This window comes from Acetivibrio mesophilus, from assembly GCF_004102745.1.
Lineage (GTDB): Bacteria > Bacillota > Clostridia > Acetivibrionales > Acetivibrionaceae > Hungateiclostridium > Hungateiclostridium mesophilum.
Genome location: NZ_RLII01000004.1, coordinates 39,695 through 55,792, shown reverse-complemented (window position 1 = coordinate 55,792; position 16,098 = coordinate 39,695). Strand labels below are relative to the sequence as shown.

General features: G+C 37.8%; 19 protein-coding genes. 15 read left to right on the top strand and 4 right to left on the bottom strand.

The window, feature by feature from the left end; genetic code table 11:
• Positions 1–13 precede the first annotated feature (13 nt).
• The 4 genes from EFD62_RS05080 to EFD62_RS05065 form a co-directional block, all read right to left on the bottom strand.
• Entirely contained in the window at positions 14–547 is a 534-nt protein-coding gene (locus EFD62_RS05080; RefSeq protein ID WP_128705819.1) for a hypothetical protein, read from the bottom strand.
• A gap of 52 nt (positions 548–599) precedes the next feature.
• Entirely contained in the window at positions 600–1,595 is a 996-nt protein-coding gene (gene floA / locus EFD62_RS05075; protein ID WP_069193616.1) for a flotillin-like protein FloA, read from the bottom strand.
• A 90-nt stretch (positions 1,596–1,685) separates the two neighbouring features.
• Positions 1,686–2,180 (bottom strand): NfeD family protein, encoded by a 495-nt coding sequence (locus tag EFD62_RS05070; RefSeq protein ID WP_069193617.1) that lies wholly within the window; start codon positions 2,178–2,180, stop codon positions 1,686–1,688.
• Between the two features lie 223 nt (positions 2,181–2,403).
• Positions 2,404–3,474 carry a branched-chain amino acid aminotransferase gene (locus EFD62_RS05065; RefSeq protein WP_069193618.1) on the bottom strand — a complete coding sequence of 357 codons (1,071 nt, stop codon included), beginning with the start codon at positions 3,472–3,474 and terminating at the stop codon, positions 2,404–2,406.
• A 295-nt stretch (positions 3,475–3,769) separates the two neighbouring features.
• Here EFD62_RS05065 and EFD62_RS05060 point away from each other — a divergent pair, with 295 nt between their 5' ends.
• From EFD62_RS05060 to spoIIIAE, 15 genes are all read left to right on the top strand, one after another.
• Positions 3,770–4,273 carry a YqeG family HAD IIIA-type phosphatase gene (locus EFD62_RS05060; protein WP_069193619.1) on the top strand — a complete coding sequence of 168 codons (504 nt, stop codon included), beginning with the start codon at positions 3,770–3,772 and terminating at the stop codon, positions 4,271–4,273.
• Positions 4,274–4,309: 36 nt separating this feature from the next.
• A complete protein-coding gene (locus tag EFD62_RS05055) occupies positions 4,310–5,206 on the top strand; it encodes a shikimate dehydrogenase (RefSeq protein ID WP_069193620.1) in 897 nt (298 codons plus the stop codon).
• A gap of 67 nt (positions 5,207–5,273) precedes the next feature.
• Positions 5,274–6,959, top strand: a complete 1,686-nt coding sequence (locus EFD62_RS05050) for a GspE/PulE family protein (protein ID WP_128705818.1) — start codon at positions 5,274–5,276, stop codon at positions 6,957–6,959.
• An 82-nt stretch (positions 6,960–7,041) separates the two neighbouring features.
• Positions 7,042–7,893, top strand: coding sequence for a prepilin peptidase (locus EFD62_RS05045; RefSeq protein WP_235832568.1), 852 nt, complete (start codon positions 7,042–7,044; stop codon positions 7,891–7,893).
• A 196-nt stretch (positions 7,894–8,089) separates the two neighbouring features.
• On the top strand, positions 8,090–8,356 hold the full coding sequence (locus tag EFD62_RS05040) for a late competence development ComFB family protein (RefSeq protein ID WP_069193622.1): 267 nt from the start codon (positions 8,090–8,092) through the stop codon (positions 8,354–8,356).
• A gap of 152 nt (positions 8,357–8,508) precedes the next feature.
• Complete coding sequence (locus tag EFD62_RS05035) at positions 8,509–9,390, top strand: TIM barrel protein (RefSeq protein WP_069193623.1); 882 nt, start codon at positions 8,509–8,511, stop codon at positions 9,388–9,390.
• Positions 9,368–9,796 carry a type II 3-dehydroquinate dehydratase gene (aroQ, locus tag EFD62_RS05030; RefSeq protein WP_069193624.1) on the top strand — a complete coding sequence of 143 codons (429 nt, stop codon included), beginning with the start codon at positions 9,368–9,370 and terminating at the stop codon, positions 9,794–9,796. Before EFD62_RS05035 ends, aroQ begins: the two co-directional genes overlap by 23 nt.
• Before the next feature lie 46 nt (positions 9,797–9,842).
• Positions 9,843–10,922, top strand: a complete 1,080-nt coding sequence (locus tag EFD62_RS05025; RefSeq protein WP_069193625.1) for a M24 family metallopeptidase — start codon at positions 9,843–9,845, stop codon at positions 10,920–10,922.
• Positions 10,923–11,137: 215 nt separating this feature from the next.
• Positions 11,138–11,695, top strand: coding sequence for an elongation factor P (efp, locus tag EFD62_RS05020; protein WP_069193626.1), 558 nt, complete (start codon positions 11,138–11,140; stop codon positions 11,693–11,695).
• A gap of 140 nt (positions 11,696–11,835) precedes the next feature.
• Positions 11,836–12,249 (top strand): CD1247 N-terminal domain-containing protein, encoded by a 414-nt coding sequence (locus EFD62_RS05015; RefSeq protein WP_069193627.1) that lies wholly within the window; start codon positions 11,836–11,838, stop codon positions 12,247–12,249.
• Positions 12,250–12,499: 250 nt separating this feature from the next.
• Positions 12,500–13,510 (top strand): stage III sporulation protein AA, encoded by a 1,011-nt coding sequence (spoIIIAA, locus tag EFD62_RS05010; protein WP_069193628.1) that lies wholly within the window; start codon positions 12,500–12,502, stop codon positions 13,508–13,510.
• A gap of 2 nt (positions 13,511–13,512) precedes the next feature.
• On the top strand, positions 13,513–14,034 hold the full coding sequence (gene spoIIIAB, locus EFD62_RS05005; RefSeq protein WP_069193629.1) for a stage III sporulation protein SpoIIIAB: 522 nt from the start codon (positions 13,513–13,515) through the stop codon (positions 14,032–14,034).
• Between the two features lie 103 nt (positions 14,035–14,137).
• A complete protein-coding gene (spoIIIAC, locus tag EFD62_RS05000) occupies positions 14,138–14,332 on the top strand; it encodes a stage III sporulation protein AC (RefSeq protein WP_069193630.1) in 195 nt (64 codons plus the stop codon).
• A gap of 25 nt (positions 14,333–14,357) precedes the next feature.
• On the top strand, positions 14,358–14,744 hold the full coding sequence (spoIIIAD, locus tag EFD62_RS04995; protein WP_069193631.1) for a stage III sporulation protein AD: 387 nt from the start codon (positions 14,358–14,360) through the stop codon (positions 14,742–14,744).
• 95 nt (positions 14,745–14,839) lie between these two features.
• Complete coding sequence (spoIIIAE, locus tag EFD62_RS04990) at positions 14,840–16,069, top strand: stage III sporulation protein AE (protein WP_128705817.1); 1,230 nt, start codon at positions 14,840–14,842, stop codon at positions 16,067–16,069.
• Positions 16,070–16,098: the final 29 nt, after the last annotated feature.

Sequence of the window (16,098 nt, the reverse complement as noted above, 5' to 3'; positions counted from 1 at the left end):
AATCCCCAATATATTATCTGCCTCTTCTAAGTGATCTGGGTTTACCCAGAATCTCTGAGAAAACTATTCCACGCAGTATGTCACTCTCTGTAATCTCAGAGAAATCAAGATTGTGAGTGTCGGAAAGTGTAGGTTGATGAGAAGGCTCTGTTGTTATGATTCTATTCTTTTGGGATTTGGCATTACCTTTCGAACCCAAGGAACCTTTCCGGCCATGAGAGCCTTCAAAACTCACTTCACCTTCAGGGCTGAGGTAGTTTAAAGAGCCCTGACCTTCGCCTTCGGGGCTGAGGTAGTTAAATGAACCTTGGCCCTCACCTTCAAAGCTTGAACTGCCATTAGGGTTGAGACCTCCACTTGTAGCAGGTCTGCCATTTGGGCTTGGTTTTCCTCCTGTACCCAAATTGTAAGGAGGTCTTTGAACAGGCCTCATCACATTTCTATTGGGATTTCTGTTTGCTGGGTTGTACTGCTGCGTTTTACCGCTATTCAAATTTTGAGATGATTCTTCAAGCAGTTCCAGTATAGTTAACAATAAATTACTCATAATTTAAACAGCTCCTTTTTATTAGGCCCAGACCGCAAGATAGTGATTAAACTTAGGGTTGTTTTTTCTCAATTGAAGGACCATCCTGCTTGCCTATTTTTGAAATGCTGTCTCTCATCTGGGTGTCTGCTATTACGTTTTGCATATTGTAGTAATCAAGAACCCCAAGTTTTCCCTCGCGAAGAGCTGCAGCCATCGCTTTTGGCACTTCCGCTTCTGCTTCTACAACCTTAGCTCTCATTTCCTGTACCATAGCTTTCATTTCCTGCTCTTTTGCAACAGCCATAGCTCTTCTTTCCTCAGCTTTTGCCTGAGCAATACGCTTATCTGCTTCTGCCTGATCTGTCTGAAGCTGAGCACCGATATTTCTTCCAACATCAATATCTGCAATATCAATAGAAAGTATTTCAAAAGCAGTACCTGCGTCAAGACCTTTGCTTAGCACTGTTTTGGATATGGCATCAGGGTTCTCGAGAACCTGTTTGTGGTCTATTGAGGAACCAACTGTTGTAACAACACCTTCACCGACACGGGCAATGATGGTCTGTTCACCGGCACCTCCGACAAGACGGTCAATATTTGCTCTAACAGTAACCCTAGCTTTTGCTCGAAGCTCGATACCGTCTTTTGCTATTGCTGCGATAACCGGTGTTTCAATTACTCTCGGATTAACGCTCATTTGAACAGCCTCAAGAACATTTCTTCCTGCTAGGTCAATAGCAGCAGCCCTTTCAAATTCCAGAGGAATATTAGCTCTTTGAGCGGCAATAAGAGCGTTTACAACTCTATCCACATTACCGCCTGCAAGATAGTGGGCTTCAAGCTTATTGATTGACACATTGATACCTGCTTTTGTAGCTTTAATTAATGGGTTTACAACTCTAGAAGGAACAACTCTTCTAAGACGCATTCCTACGAGAGTGAATATATTTACCCTGACGTTTGCAGCGAAGGCTGAAATCCAAAGTCCTACCGGAAAGACTGCAAAGAATAATGAGATAAATACAATTACAGCACCTACAATAAGAATAAAAGCTATACCATCCATAACAAAACTCTCCCTTCATATCTTTATAATAATATTGCTACATTATATAACTCTAAGAGATATATAACAAGGCAAAACAAGATTAATACACTAATCGATTTTACTTACTACTATACGGCGTCCTTCGACTTTAACAATTTTCACTTTAGAGCCTTTATCAATAAAATCGAACTCTGACACAACATCAATCTTTACTCCGTCGAACTCTGCAGTACCTGCCGGGCGAAGGACTGTTAAAGCTACACCTTTCTTGCCAAGAAAACCGCTTAGATCTTCGGTTCCCTCAAAGCCGCTTTCCTTTTCTAATGAATCGCTAAGTACCAGTGTTTTTGAAAGTCGTCCTTTGGTGGCAGAACGAAGTATTATTGCTAGGGCAATACCTAGTACAACAAGAATTATAGCCAGCATGATTAGGACATCTGTGAGTGTTTCGGCCGTTACCAGAATACCTAAAAAAAGAAAAATTATACCTGTAATACCGGGTGCACCGAAACCTGGGAAAAACATTTCAATTATGACTAGAGTAAATCCTAGTATAAAGAAGATTGCTGCCCAGATATCAATGTTGTAAATAAAATCAAACAATTGGAAAACCCCCTTCCTCTTAATTAAGAGTAATATTGATTTGATTGTAACTTGCTTTTGGCAATAAAACCAATAAGCGAATAAGCACATTTTACTTTATATATAATTAATATTATATACCATAGCGAACATTTATCACAATAATATTCTTGGTTATTTCTTTTTACTTAGGATAAAAAAAGCAGATGGAAAACCACCTGCTTTAATAAAATAAATATGGCTTTTATTTCACTTCAACAACCCATCCGAAGGTATCTTCTTTCTTGCCGCTTTGAATACCTGTGATAGTGTCGTAAACCATCATGGATGTTTCTCCGATTTTTCCATCATTTATTTTTATAACATTATCATTCCAGGACAATTCGCCGATAGGTGAAATTACTGCAGCAGTTCCGGTTCCGAAAGCTTCTTTGAGAGTTCCTGCCGCATGGGCATCGTAAATTTCTTGTATGGTTATTCTTCTTTCAGTTACTTTTATGCCGGATGCCCTAAGAAGTTCAATTGTAGATTGACGGGTTATTCCTGCCAAAATACTGCCTTCTAAGGAAGGGGTGATAACCTCATCATTAATTTTAAAGAATACATTCATGGTACCGACTTCTTCAATGTACTTTTTCTCAACTCCATCAAGCCATAGTACTTGGGTATAACCTTTTTCCTTTGCTTCAACCTGTGCTATAAGGCTTGCGGCGTAGTTGCCCGGAGTCTTCGAATAACCTATACCTCCCTTTACGGCACGGACATAATTAGTTTCAACATATATTTTTACTGGATTAATTCCTTCTTTATAATAAGCTCCTACTGGAGAAAGAATGATAATGAACTTGTATGTTGATGACGGTTTTACCCCAAGGAATGGGTCGGTAGAAATAATAAACGGACGTATATAAAGAGAAGTTCCTTCAGCCTCGGGAATCCAATCTTTATCAACACTTACAAGAGTTTTGCAGGCCTCAACGGCTAGATCAACGTCTATATGAGGTATGCATAGCCTGTCATTTGAAATATTAATCCTCTCCATATTCTTTCTGGGCCTGAAAAGAAGAATTTTTCCTTCCGGTGTTTTGTAAGCTTTTAAGCCTTCAAAGACTGCCTGTCCATAATGGAATACCATTGTACTCGGGTCCATGGAAAGAGGTCCGTAAGGAACAATTCTCGGATCGTGCCAGCCTTTTCCTTCTGTATAATCCATTATAAACATATGATCAGTAAAGATTTGGCCAAAGCCCAATTTATTCTGGTCAGGTTTGCTTTTTGGATTTTGTGTTTTTTGAATACTAATTTGATAGGACATATTTATTAACCCCTTTCAATAATAACATTAAAATAAAATATTTGGAATAATGAATATTCCAATATTACTTTGCGCATATGATATACTGAACTGATTCTTTAATCCGGAATCTTATTCTATTATGCTACTTTTTTAACTAAAAATCCAGTACTTTTAAGTATTGAGGGAAAAATAATTGACCATAACGCAACGTTTTTATTGATATGCTGTTACATTATTGCTATTATAGTTATAGCTTATTGATTGATATGTTTATCATATTTTTATAAATTGTATAATGACTTGGAGGAGAAAAATGCTGGAAAAATTTTATCCTAATTTACAGGCACACAGAGTACATGATATTGATCTGGATTTCTTAATTAAAAACAATATTAAAGGACTCATTCTTGATATAGACAATACGCTCGTACCTGATCATGTGGAAGAGGCAGACGAAAATACAATAGCTTGGATTAACAAAGTTAAAAAAATGGGATTTAAGGTTTGTATTGTGTCAAATGCTTCAGAAAAGCGTGTAGTCAAATTTAATAATAAGCTTAAGGTTGATATCATCCATAGGGCTTCAAAGCCCAACAGCAAGTCATTTCTAAAGGCTATGGAAATAATGAATACCAAAGCTTCAGAAACAGCTGTAATTGGAGACCAGATTTTTACCGATATATATGGGGGAAACAAGGTTAATATGTTTACCATACTGGTTAGTCCAATAGATAAAAGAGAGTATTTTTTTGTTAGATTAAAAAGAATACCTGAAAAATTTGTTCTTGCGAAAATGAAAAATAAAAGACAAACATAAGTAAAAAATAAGCAGAGTGATAAGAGAGGATAAACTATGGATATCGATGTTAGGGTAACAGGAAAAACACGATTATTAGGACTTGTTGGAAATCCGGTTGAGCATTCCATTTCACCCGAGCTTCATAATTCATTGAGCACGCTCCTTGGGCTGGATATTGTCTATATACCTCTGGGGGTCCAGAAGGCTGACCTTGAGACAGTCGTGAAGGCGCTAAAGTCTTTGGATTTTGTGGGTTTCAACGTTACAATCCCTTACAAGAGGGATATAATGAAGTATATTGATGAAAATACAAAGGAAGCCATACTGATGGGAGCGGTAAATACGGTAAAGAAGATTGAGGGCCGTCTTTATGGCTATAATACTGATGCTGAAGGTTTTTTGAGGTCATTTAAAGAAGAAGCGGGGGCGGGCTTTAAGGGCAAAAAGGTTGTGCTAATAGGGGCAGGAGGAGTGGCTAGGGCAATTGCTGTTAAAATTGCCAGCGAAGGTGCAGAAAAAATCAGTCTTGTAAACCGCACCACCGAAAGGTCCATTGAACTTGCCGACGTCGTGAATGAAAATGTAAAAGAGATCGTTCAGGTGTATAATTTTGAAGACAGAACCTTCAGAATGGCTTTTGAGGAAAGCGATATTATTATTAACACTACTTCGGTGGGGATGTCTCCAAAAAATCGGGAAACCCCGATTAAATTCAGTGAATGCTTCAATAAAAATCAAATTGTGTATGATGTTATTTACAATCCGATAAAAACCAAATTTCTCAAGGACGCAGAAAAAATGGGTGCAAAGACCATTAACGGACTTGGGATGCTTTTCTATCAAGGGATAAGTGCCTATGAAATCTGGACAGGTGTCAAGTTCACCGAGGATAAACTCAAAGATATTTATGATTCTTTTAAAAAACACCTAAAGGTTAAGTCATCCAAATGATTGAGCGGACATAAGCAATTATTTGTCTACATAAAGTCTCGAGGATTAGAGTCCAAGGGGGAATTTTATGCAAAGGCAGGAGAGAAAGAGGCTTGGCGACCTTTTGATGGAAGCTGGGCTTATTTCAAAAGAACAACTGGATAGTGCTCTGAAACTTCAGAAAACTACCGGCAAAAAGCTTGGATTTCTGTTGGCTTCTGAAGGAATTGTAGCTCAGGAGGATATAATGCGGGTTTTGGAGAGTAAGATGGGTATTTCCCGTGTAGTACTGGAGGAATACAGCATTGACTCTGCCGCTTGCGACTTAATTCCCGAAAAGCTTGCCAGAAGGTACGAGCTGATTCCAATATCCCAGCAAGATGGTATCCTTACAGTTGCCATGAGTGATCCTTTAAATATGTTTGCCATTGACGATATTGAAGTATATACAGGTATGGAGGTTGTGCCTGTAATTGATTCGGTCTCGTCAATAAAGAATGCCATAGAAAAGTATTACGCAATACAGCATGTCTTAGAGGAGCCTATAAAAGAAAAAGGAATTTCATTCAAAATTGCGGATGAAACAATAGAACTCGAAAGTATTGAGGCAGATAATGAACCGGTGGCAAAACTTGTAGATTCCATAATAGAGCAGGCGATAAGAAGCCAATCAAGCGATATACATATTGAACCATCGTCTAATATCCTAAAAGTCAGGTTTAGAACCGATGGACAGATGCATGAAGCCATCAGAACCGAAATGGATATGCTAAGTGGCATTGCAGCAAGGATAAAGGCCATCTGTGGCATGAATATAAACGAAAAAAAGGCCCCGCAAGATGGAAGGGGTGCTGTAAGTCTTGACGGAAAGGATTATTATCTTAAGGTATCGATTCTTCCCACTGTTTTTGGAGAGAAAATAGCAATACGTATTGTAGAAAAAAGGGTTTCTGTTATTCCTAAAGACCAGCTTGGCTTTACTCAAAAAGACCTTGTAAGATTTGAAAAAATGATCAAAAGCCCTCAGGGCATGGTTTTGGTAGCAGGTCCGGCAGGAAGCGGAAAAACTACAACTTTGTATACCGCTATAAATGAGATTAACAGTCCGAATATTCATATAATTACTATTGAAGATACTGTTGAGTCCATCATTGAAGGATTAAACCAGGTACAGGTTAACAGCAATACGGGTTTAACCTATGCCAAGGGGCTTAGATCAATTTTAAGGCAAGGACCGGATGTAATCATGATTGGTGAGATAAGAGACGCTGAAGCGGCCCAAATTGCTGTAAAAGCTGCTATCGAGGGACATCTCGTGTTGGGGGCTCTTAATGCCGATGATCCTAAGGATGCGGTAATAAGGCTGATGGAGATGGGCATAGAACCGTTTTTTATTGCATCTTCACTGGTCGGAATAATATCTCAAAGACTTGTACGAAGAATTTGCTCTAACTGCAAGAAGAAGCATATTGCAACGGATGAGGAGCTTTCTCTTCTGGAGCTTGATATTCCTGTAGAGCTGTATTCGGGCAGTGGATGTGCAGAATGCTCAGGCACCGGATACAAAGGTAGAGTGGGCGTTTTTGAGATAATGGATGCAAGCAAGAGTTTTAGGGAGATTATAAAGGGTAGCTGCACAGAGGCAGAATTAAAGGAGCTTTCTACTTTGAAGAGCATGAAGACTTTGAAGGAGAATGCAAAGATACTTGTCCTTGAAGGGACAACTACTGTTGAAGAAATGACAAGAATATTGTTTTCTGCAGAAGATATATAAAATACTTTAAAATTGTCTTATCTTACTATATAATAAATATATTAAAATTATATAAATATAAAATACAAAAGAGGAATATAAAATGAATACACTTACTTTATTTGAACAGGGAATTTTGTACGAAACGGGATTCATGGCTTTTTTCTACATTTTAGCAGCTCTTGTCGGGCTACTAATCGGTTCATTTCTAAATGTTTGTATTTATAGAATACCAAATAATGAATCTATTGTTATGCCCCCGTCCCACTGTATGAAATGTGGGCACAGGCTTACTGTGTTGGATCTTGTGCCTGTTTTTAGTTATGTATTTTTAAGGGGCAGATGCAGACACTGCGGCGAAAAGATTTCTCCGAGATATGCTCTGGTTGAAATGATGACGTCCGTTGTTTATGTGCTTTTGTTTCACAAGTATGGGCTGTCTGTGGACTTTTTGGCATCGGCTTATCTTATGTCCATACTCTTAGTTGTCTTCTTTATTGATTTGGATCATATGATTATTCCCAACCAGCTTGTAATAGCAGCTCTAATCGGTGGGATTCCTATTTTTATCTATAATATTTTCAGACCTATTGAGATTTATGGGGATCGCAACTGGTGGAATCCACTATTGGGGGCGCTTATAGGATTTGGCTTTCTGCTATTGATAGCAATTTTAGGCTATATAGTTTACAAAACCGATGAGGCAATGGGTGGCGGTGATATCAAGCTGTTTGCGCCAATAGGCCTTTTCCTCGGTTGGAAGATGACTATTATGTCGCTGTTTATATCCTTTGTCACGGCCGGAGTTATTAGCATTATATTGCTGTTGCTCAAAAAGAAAGATAGAAAGAGTACGTTTGTTTTTGGTCCCTTTATTGTAATTGGCACTTTTGCGACCTACCTTTTTGGATGGGAATTTTTTAACTGGTATATAGGTACTTTGCAAATGTATTAATAAAAACAGCTTATTAGAACAGCAATAGAGCGAAATCAGGCATCATAAAAAAGACTAAAATTATTGTCTGCTTGTCCGATATTTATTATGAAATGAAGCTTGAAAGGTGCGTTTTTAACATTTCGAAGACTTAAAATATACCCTATTGAAAAGCATTATATAGTGCCAAAACAACAAATTGAGGGAGGAAATCAAAATGACTCAAATAAAGAATTATATGGAAGAGATAGTTTTTTCGCTGATGAAGGAAGTGCTTGCTGACATTAATGTATGCAGCTGCGAAAAGTGTAAAATGGATATAGCCGCTATTGCACTCAATGATTTGCCTCCAAAATACATTGTGAGTGATAAAGGGGAGCTATATTCAAAAGTGAATTCTCTAAAACAGCAGTTTGAAGTAGATGTGATTTCTGCCGTAACTAAGGCGGCGGTGATGGTAAAGAGAAATCCAAGGCACGATTGAGTTAGCCAAATTTATACTCATATTATGAAATATACTATAAAATAATTGAGGAAAAAATGAATATTGGTTTTAAAACAGTAAATCATTAGTTATAATAATATTATGCTTTGATCTATAGATTGGAGCATAATATTTTTTATGGGTGATTATTATTGATAAGATTTGGACCTTCCGGCAATTCTGAGAGCTTCTATAAAGAAGGGCACAAATCCTCTGTTGAAATGCCGGCATGGCTTTGTGAAAAGGGTCTTGATGCATACGAGTATCAGTGCAACAGAGGTGTAAATATTAGTAAGGATATGGCTCAAAAAATCGGGGAAGAGGCACAAAAAAGCAATATATTTTTGAGCATCCATGCTCCTTATTATATAAATATGGCAAGCCCCGAAGAGGAAAAGAGGATTAACTCCAAAAGATATATAATTGAGTGTATGACGGTTGCAAAATGGATGGGCGCTAGGAGGATAGTGGTCCACACGGGCTCGTATAGCAAGGTTGATAAAAAATGGGCGCTTGAAACATCCGCCAGATTGTTTGATGAGGTATTAAGAGAGGCAGATAATCTTGGGCTTGGAAGTATAATGATTTGTCCGGAGGTTTTAGGAAAGAACAACCAGATTGGCTCTTTGGAGGAAATAATTGGAATATGCAAAGCAAATGAAAGGCTTTCTCCGACAATTGACTTTGCCCATATTCATGCAAGAGGACAGGGAAGTCTTAACTCTGCCGAGGATTTTGAAAGGGTGATAAATACTCTTGAAAACTCTTTGGGAGTGGAAAGAGTAAGGGAGCTTCACTGCCACTTCAGCAGGGTTGAATTTACTAAAGGTGGTGAGAAGAAGCATTGGAATATTGACGATACACAGTTTGGTCCCGAATTTGAATACCTGGCCGAAGTGATTCTGAAAAAGGGAATGAAGCCGGTTATTATTTGCGAGTCAAGGGCCAATATGGCTGAAGATGCCTTAAAGCTTAAGAAAATATATAATCAAATTGCAAAGGGGATGCAAAATGAAAAAAGTACTTGTGATTAACGGCCCTAACTTAAATCTTTTGGGGACTAGGGAAAAGGATATTTACGGTGAGGAAACATTAGAGGACATCGCTATAAAAATGAATACCGAAGCAATAAAATTAAATGTGGATTTAAGCTTTATTCAGACTAATCACGAGGGTGAGATAATTGACAAGATACATGAGGCAAAGGGAAGGATTGATACTATAATAATTAATCCCGGAGCGTATACTCACTACAGCATTGCTATAAGAGATGCCATAAAAGCTGTTGAAATTCCTGCAATTGAGCTCCATCTGTCAAACATACATGCAAGGGAAGAGTTTAGAAGTAAGTCGGTAATTGCTCCTGTGTGTGTCGGGCAGATCTGTGGATTTGGAAGTTTGGGCTACATACTTGCACTTAATGCTGCTGTAATGATATAGTATGTTTTTTTTAAAGCGTGCGAACTGTATTAGGAAAGGTGATTTTATGCAAAATCAGATAGAAAACAGACTTCACAGATTTAGATTAAAGCTGAAAGAAAAGGAAATTGATGCTGCGATAATTACAAAAAATGCAAATTATTTTTATCTTTCGGGATTTACGGGGACTTTTGCGTACCTTGTGATTACCCAAAAAGATGCTGTACTGGTGACGGATTTTAGATACAGGGAACAGGCCAAAAGTCAGGCTCCTCTTTTTGAAATAATGGAGTACAGTGATAGTATTTATTCTTTGCTAAATAAGATAGTAAAGTCAAAAGGCATAGAAATACTTGGATTTGAGGAAGACTATATAACATATAAAAAGTTCAAAGAGTTTGAGGAAAAGCTTTCAGTAAAAGAGTTTAAGCCCCTTGAAGGCATAGTGGATCTGCTGAGGATGAAGAAGGATCCAAAGGAGCTGGACATTATTAAAAGAGCTGTAAAAATTGCAGATGATGCTTTCGAACATGTGCTAAGTTTTATAAAACCCGGGCTAAAAGAGATTGAAATAGCTGCGGAGCTGGAGTATTTTATGAAAAAGGCAGGGGCAAAGGGCACATCTTTTGATACTATAGTTGCATCAGGAAAGCGCTCGGCACTTCCCCATGGAGTTGCCACGGAAAAGGTGATTCGGCTGGGAGATGCTGTAACGATGGATTTTGGAGCGGTATTTGAAGGCTATTGCTCGGATATGACAAGAACGGTTTTTGTCGGAAGACCTAAGGAAGAGCTTTCAAAAATATATTATACTGTTCTAACTGCCCAAAAAGCGGCCTTAGAAGGTGCCGTCAGGGGACTTGAAGGCAAAAAAATTGATTCTATAGCAAGAGAAATAATTAGTAAGAATGGTTTTGGATATAATTTTGGTCATGGATTGGGCCATGGAGTTGGGATCGAAATCCATGAAGAACCAAGATTATCACCTTCGGGTAACATAATAATGGATGACGGAATGGTTGTTACAGTTGAGCCCGGTATTTATGTCGAAGGTCTTGGTGGTGTTAGAATTGAGGATATGATAGTGATTAATGGAAATAACCCGGATGTGTTAACATCATCAAAAAAGGAAATGATAGTATTGTAAGAACATAAAGCTTATATTTTTACTATAAAAGAAAATTTTATCTTGAAATAGTTGCGATTTTAATTTAATATTAACTATAGGTTTGTAATAATAGATTTATTATGAGAATAGTAAAAATATGCATAAGTTGGAATAAAGCTCAATTATACTGATATAAGTATTCATAGGGCCTGTGACTTATGTTATATAAAGAAATATTTTTGGAGGGATTTTAAATGATTTCAGCTGGCGATTTTAGAAATGGAGCAACTTTTGAGCTCGATGGACAGATATTTCAAGTTGTTGAGTTCCAGCACGTTAAACCAGGTAAGGGAGCTGCTTTTGTTAGGACTAAATTAAAAAACATAGTGACAGGTGCTACTGTTGAAAGAACTTTTAACCCAACTGACAAGATGCCAAAAGCGCATATTGAAAGAAAGGACATGCAATATTTATATAACGATGGAGACCTGTATTATTTCATGGATGTTGAAACCTTTGAGCAAACACCGTTAGGACAGGATAAGATCGGTGATGCACTTAAGTTTGTAAAAGAGAATGTGGTTGTAAAAATTCTTTCTCATAAAGGTAATGTTTTTGGAATAGAGCCTCCAAACTTTGTTGAGCTTGAAGTAACCGAAACAGAACCTGGCTTTAAGGGTGATACGGCTACTGGTGCAACAAAGCCTGCTACTGTTGAGACGGGAGCTTCTATCAAGGTTCCGCTGTTTGTTAACGTAGGTGACGTTATAAGAATTGACACCAGAACCGGAGAGTATATGGAAAGAGTATAGTGGTTATAATATACTAGGGTTGGAAGTAAAGACAATGCAAGAGGTCACTTCCAACTTAATTTGTATTGAAGGCAGACCTCGGTATATTTTTGCTTTTAAAGTATACAGGTTAATTAAATATAACATACGGGAGGTATTTTATGAGCTTCATAAAGGAAAGAGTCTCATATTTAAAGGGACTTGCAGAGGGTATGAAAATCGATGATTCAGCTAATGAAGGAAAGCTTTTAAGGGCAATGATTGAAGTACTTGATGATATTGCATTGGCTGTAGAAGATATCGAAGAAGTTCAGGAGCAGTTGGAAGAACAGGTTGATAGCATTGATGAGGATTTGGAAGAGTTTGCGAGAATCTTATTTGATGAGGAAGAAGATGATGACGATGACGTTATTGCTCAGATAGAGTGCCCTCATTGCAACGAAGTATTTGATCTTACTGAGGATATGATAAGTTGTGATTGCGATACATTTGATTGCCCTCATTGCAATCAAGAAATAGCTTTCGAATGGGATTGCGATTGTGAAGATTGTGCTCATGAGGAAGAAGACAAATAATAGATTTCAGTTTACTTATAAAAAGAATGGACATGGAAATTTTTATTCCGTGTCCATTCTTTTTATTTGGTCTCTTGGAGTGAAATGAAAGAGGCATAAGGGAAAGGACTTGATGTCCCGAGCTTTTTTGTCATAAAATTGGACAAATCCTAATATTAATAAATAAGAGGCAGAATTAATTGAATAGGAATTGATATGTTTCATATATTACAAGCGTTAGTAGGAGTTATGTGAAAGCAGGGGGGCTTTTATGGTTACAAAAGAAAATTGGGTTTTTAGTGTTGAGGAAGTACAGAGCTTTGAGAAGGACATATTAAGAATGATATGTCCGCAGATAAGAGAGGTCTTAAAAAGGATTGCAGTGACAGAATTGATGACCGCAGAAGAGATAAGGCTTAGGGCAAATAAGCCTTTGATGGTCCAAAGCAAAATGGGAAGTTTTTTTGTTAATCTGGACGGCAAACTTACAACAAGCAGGATAAATCTGTTTTATGTAAGCCAGGAACAGATAATAAAGACCCTGGAGCTTATAAGCGAGAACTCGATTTATGCTTTTCAGGATGAAATAAGGAACGGGTTTTTGACTATAAGGGGAGGCCATAGAGTAGGTATTGCCGGACGCGTTGTGTTAAATGGAGATATCATAAAAAACATTAAGGATGTTTCCGGACTAAATATAAGAATAGCCAGGGAAGTAAACGGATGCTCCTCAAAAGTTCTGAAATATATCATCAGCAATGAAAAGCATGTATACAACACTTTAATTGTATCTCCCCCCCAATGTGGGAAAACAACCTTGTTGAGAGACATAACGAGGGTTATTAGTGATGGTATTGACGAAATTGGTTTTAAGGGACTTAAGGTAGGAGTTATAGATGAACGATCGGAAATTGCAGCATGTTATAAGGGAGTGCCTCAGAACAGGGTCGGAACAAGGACGGATGTACTCGATGCATGTCCTAAGCAAATTGGAATGATAATGATGCTACGCTCCATGTCGCCCGATGTGATAGTAACGGATGAAATAGGAAGCAAGGGGGATAAGGATGCTTTAAGTCAGGTACTAAATGCAGGGGTAAAGGTAATATCCACAGCGCACGGATACAATATTTCCGAATTAAAGAGCCGGAAGGAGGTCTTGAGCCTAATGGACGAAAATATGTTTGAAAGATATATAGTCTTGAGTGCGAGAAAGGGCCCCGGGACGGTTGAAGAGATAATTGACGGAACCAATATGAGTATTTTATACAAAGGAGAATAAATATGTTGCTTAAAATCATTGGGAGTTTGATTGTTCTTGTATCGAGTACTCTCTTAGGATATATGTACTCGAGGCGATGCTCTAAAAGACCCGGGGAACTAAGAACCCTGCAAGGGTTTCTTCAGATATTTGAGAATGAAATAAGCTTTATGTCTAATGTTCTCAAGGATGCTTTCTTAAAAATATACATGTATGACGATAGTGGTGTTTCGGCTTTTTTCAAGGGAACGGTGGATGCTCTTGAGAACGAGGCAGGGCTTAATGCCAGTGAAGCCTGGACCAAGGCTGTGAAGGAAAATATAAAAAATACATCCTTAAATAGTGAAGATGAGGAAATAATTATTTCCTTTGGGAAAATGCTCGGAAGCTCCGATGTTGAGGGACAGATAAAAAACATTAGGCTTACGATTAATCAGTTGAAGCTTCAGGAGCAAAAGGCAGAAGAGCTGAGAATAAAGAATGAAGCCATGTACAGAAATTTGGGGATACTCGGTGGTTTGGCAATAATCATTATATTGTTCTAATTTTGAAGTGGTTGTGAATATACTTGTACTATAAGAGGCAAACTTGATTCCAATTTGGGAGAGGGTCGCTTATAAAAGTAAAATACGGAGGAGAAAAACAGATATGAATATAGATTTGATTTTTAGAATAGCGGCAATAGGAATTTTGGTATCTGTTTTGAATGCATTGCTAAACAAATCCGGAAGAGAAGAACAGGCCATGATGACTACTTTGGCAGGATTGGTTGTAGTCTTAATGATGATAGTTAAGGAAATAGCGAATCTGTTTGATACAGTAAAAACGCTATTTCAGTTTTAAGACTTCTTAGAGGCGGATGATAAAAATGGAAATATTTCAGATTATCGGCTTGGCCTTGGTTGCTACAATAATTGCTTTGCTCCTTAAATCCCACAGGCCCGAGATGGCATTGCAAATCAGTCTGGTTACGGGAATAATTATATTTCTGGTTATACTGGGGAAGATTACAGCTGTTGTGGACTTATTAAATAGCTATGCCGAAAGAGTGAACATTGATATGGTTTATATCAATACCCTTTTGAAAATTGTGGGTATTGCCTATATCGCTGAATTCGGTGCTGAGGTATGCAGGGATGCGGGAGAGGGGGCAATTGCATCCAAAGTAGAGCTGGCAGGAAAAGTAATTATTGTTGTTATGGCAGTACCCATAATAACCTCGCTTTTAGATCTCATAATCAGTGTTATGCCTTAAAGAAAGTAAACAAGCTCCTTAAGGATATTTATATTTGTTGGCTTTCTTTGTGGAAAGTTGCACTTATTAGAATTATGTGAATGGGGAAAAGGTGTATGAAAAACAAAAGATATTATACGAAATGCATTTTACTATTCATCCTGTTTATTGTATTGACATGTGCATATTCTAACCCTTTGCCGGTATATGCCAATAACGAAGGTGAAGTAAACGTTCAGGACGAGAATATAGAGGACAGAATTATTGATGAACAGATTGAGATGGATGAAATTGGTTCCATTGAGAAAGAGCTTCAAAAGTATAAGGATGAAAATATTGATGAAATCATGCCGGGCTACGATCCGGAGAAGATAATCCGGGATGTGGCTAAGGGGCGGTTTGAATTTGATGTACCGAATACGGCGAACAGGATTTTAGGCTATCTCTTTGAAGAGATTTATTTGAACATGGACATATTGATAAAACTTATAGTTTTGGTAGCGCTGTGCGCAGTCCTTAATAATCTTCAGACATCTTTTTTAAATAAGGGTGTGGGAGAGCTAGCTTTTTATGTGTGCTATATAGTGCTGGTATCCATCCTATTAATAAGCTTCAGCTCTGTGGTAAAGGCTGGAACAGAAATAATAGACCGAATGGTAAACTTTATGTATTCATCGATACCGGTTTTGATAACACTGATTATATCATCTGGAAATATTTCATCGGGAGGTGTATTGCAGCCGGTACTCATAATGATAGTACAGGTTAGTGCCACAATAATAAAGAATTTACTAATACCTCTTATCATACTGTCCACCGTTATATCCATAGTGGACAATATATCCGATAAGGTTCAGATATCAAGACTCGCTGGTTTCTTAAAACATGTAACGCAATGGACTTTAGGGCTTATTCTTACGCTCTTTGTGGCAATTGTCTCGATTCAAGGCTCTTTGGGAGCGGTTGTTGATGGAGTAACAAGCAAAACTGCAAAATTTGCTATAAGTGCATTTATTCCTGTGGCAGGAAAATATTTGGCTGATGCTGCTGACGCAGTAATTGGCTGTACTCTTCTGATTAAGAATGCCGTGGGAGTGGCGATTATGATAGGAATTATAGTAATATGCCTTCTACCGTTGGTGAAAATGCTTGCAATCATCCTCTTATATAGAATGACCTGTGTACTTTTGGAGCCTTTGGCAGAAGGGCGAATTATAAAGTGTATAAGTGATGTTACCAATTCCATGACCTATATTTTAGGGATTGCAGCTTCTGTGGCATTTATGTTTCTAATAACCGTTACAGCCCTAATATTGGCTAGCAACATCAGTACAATGATAAGATAATTTGAATTATTTTTCTAATATACGGAGGA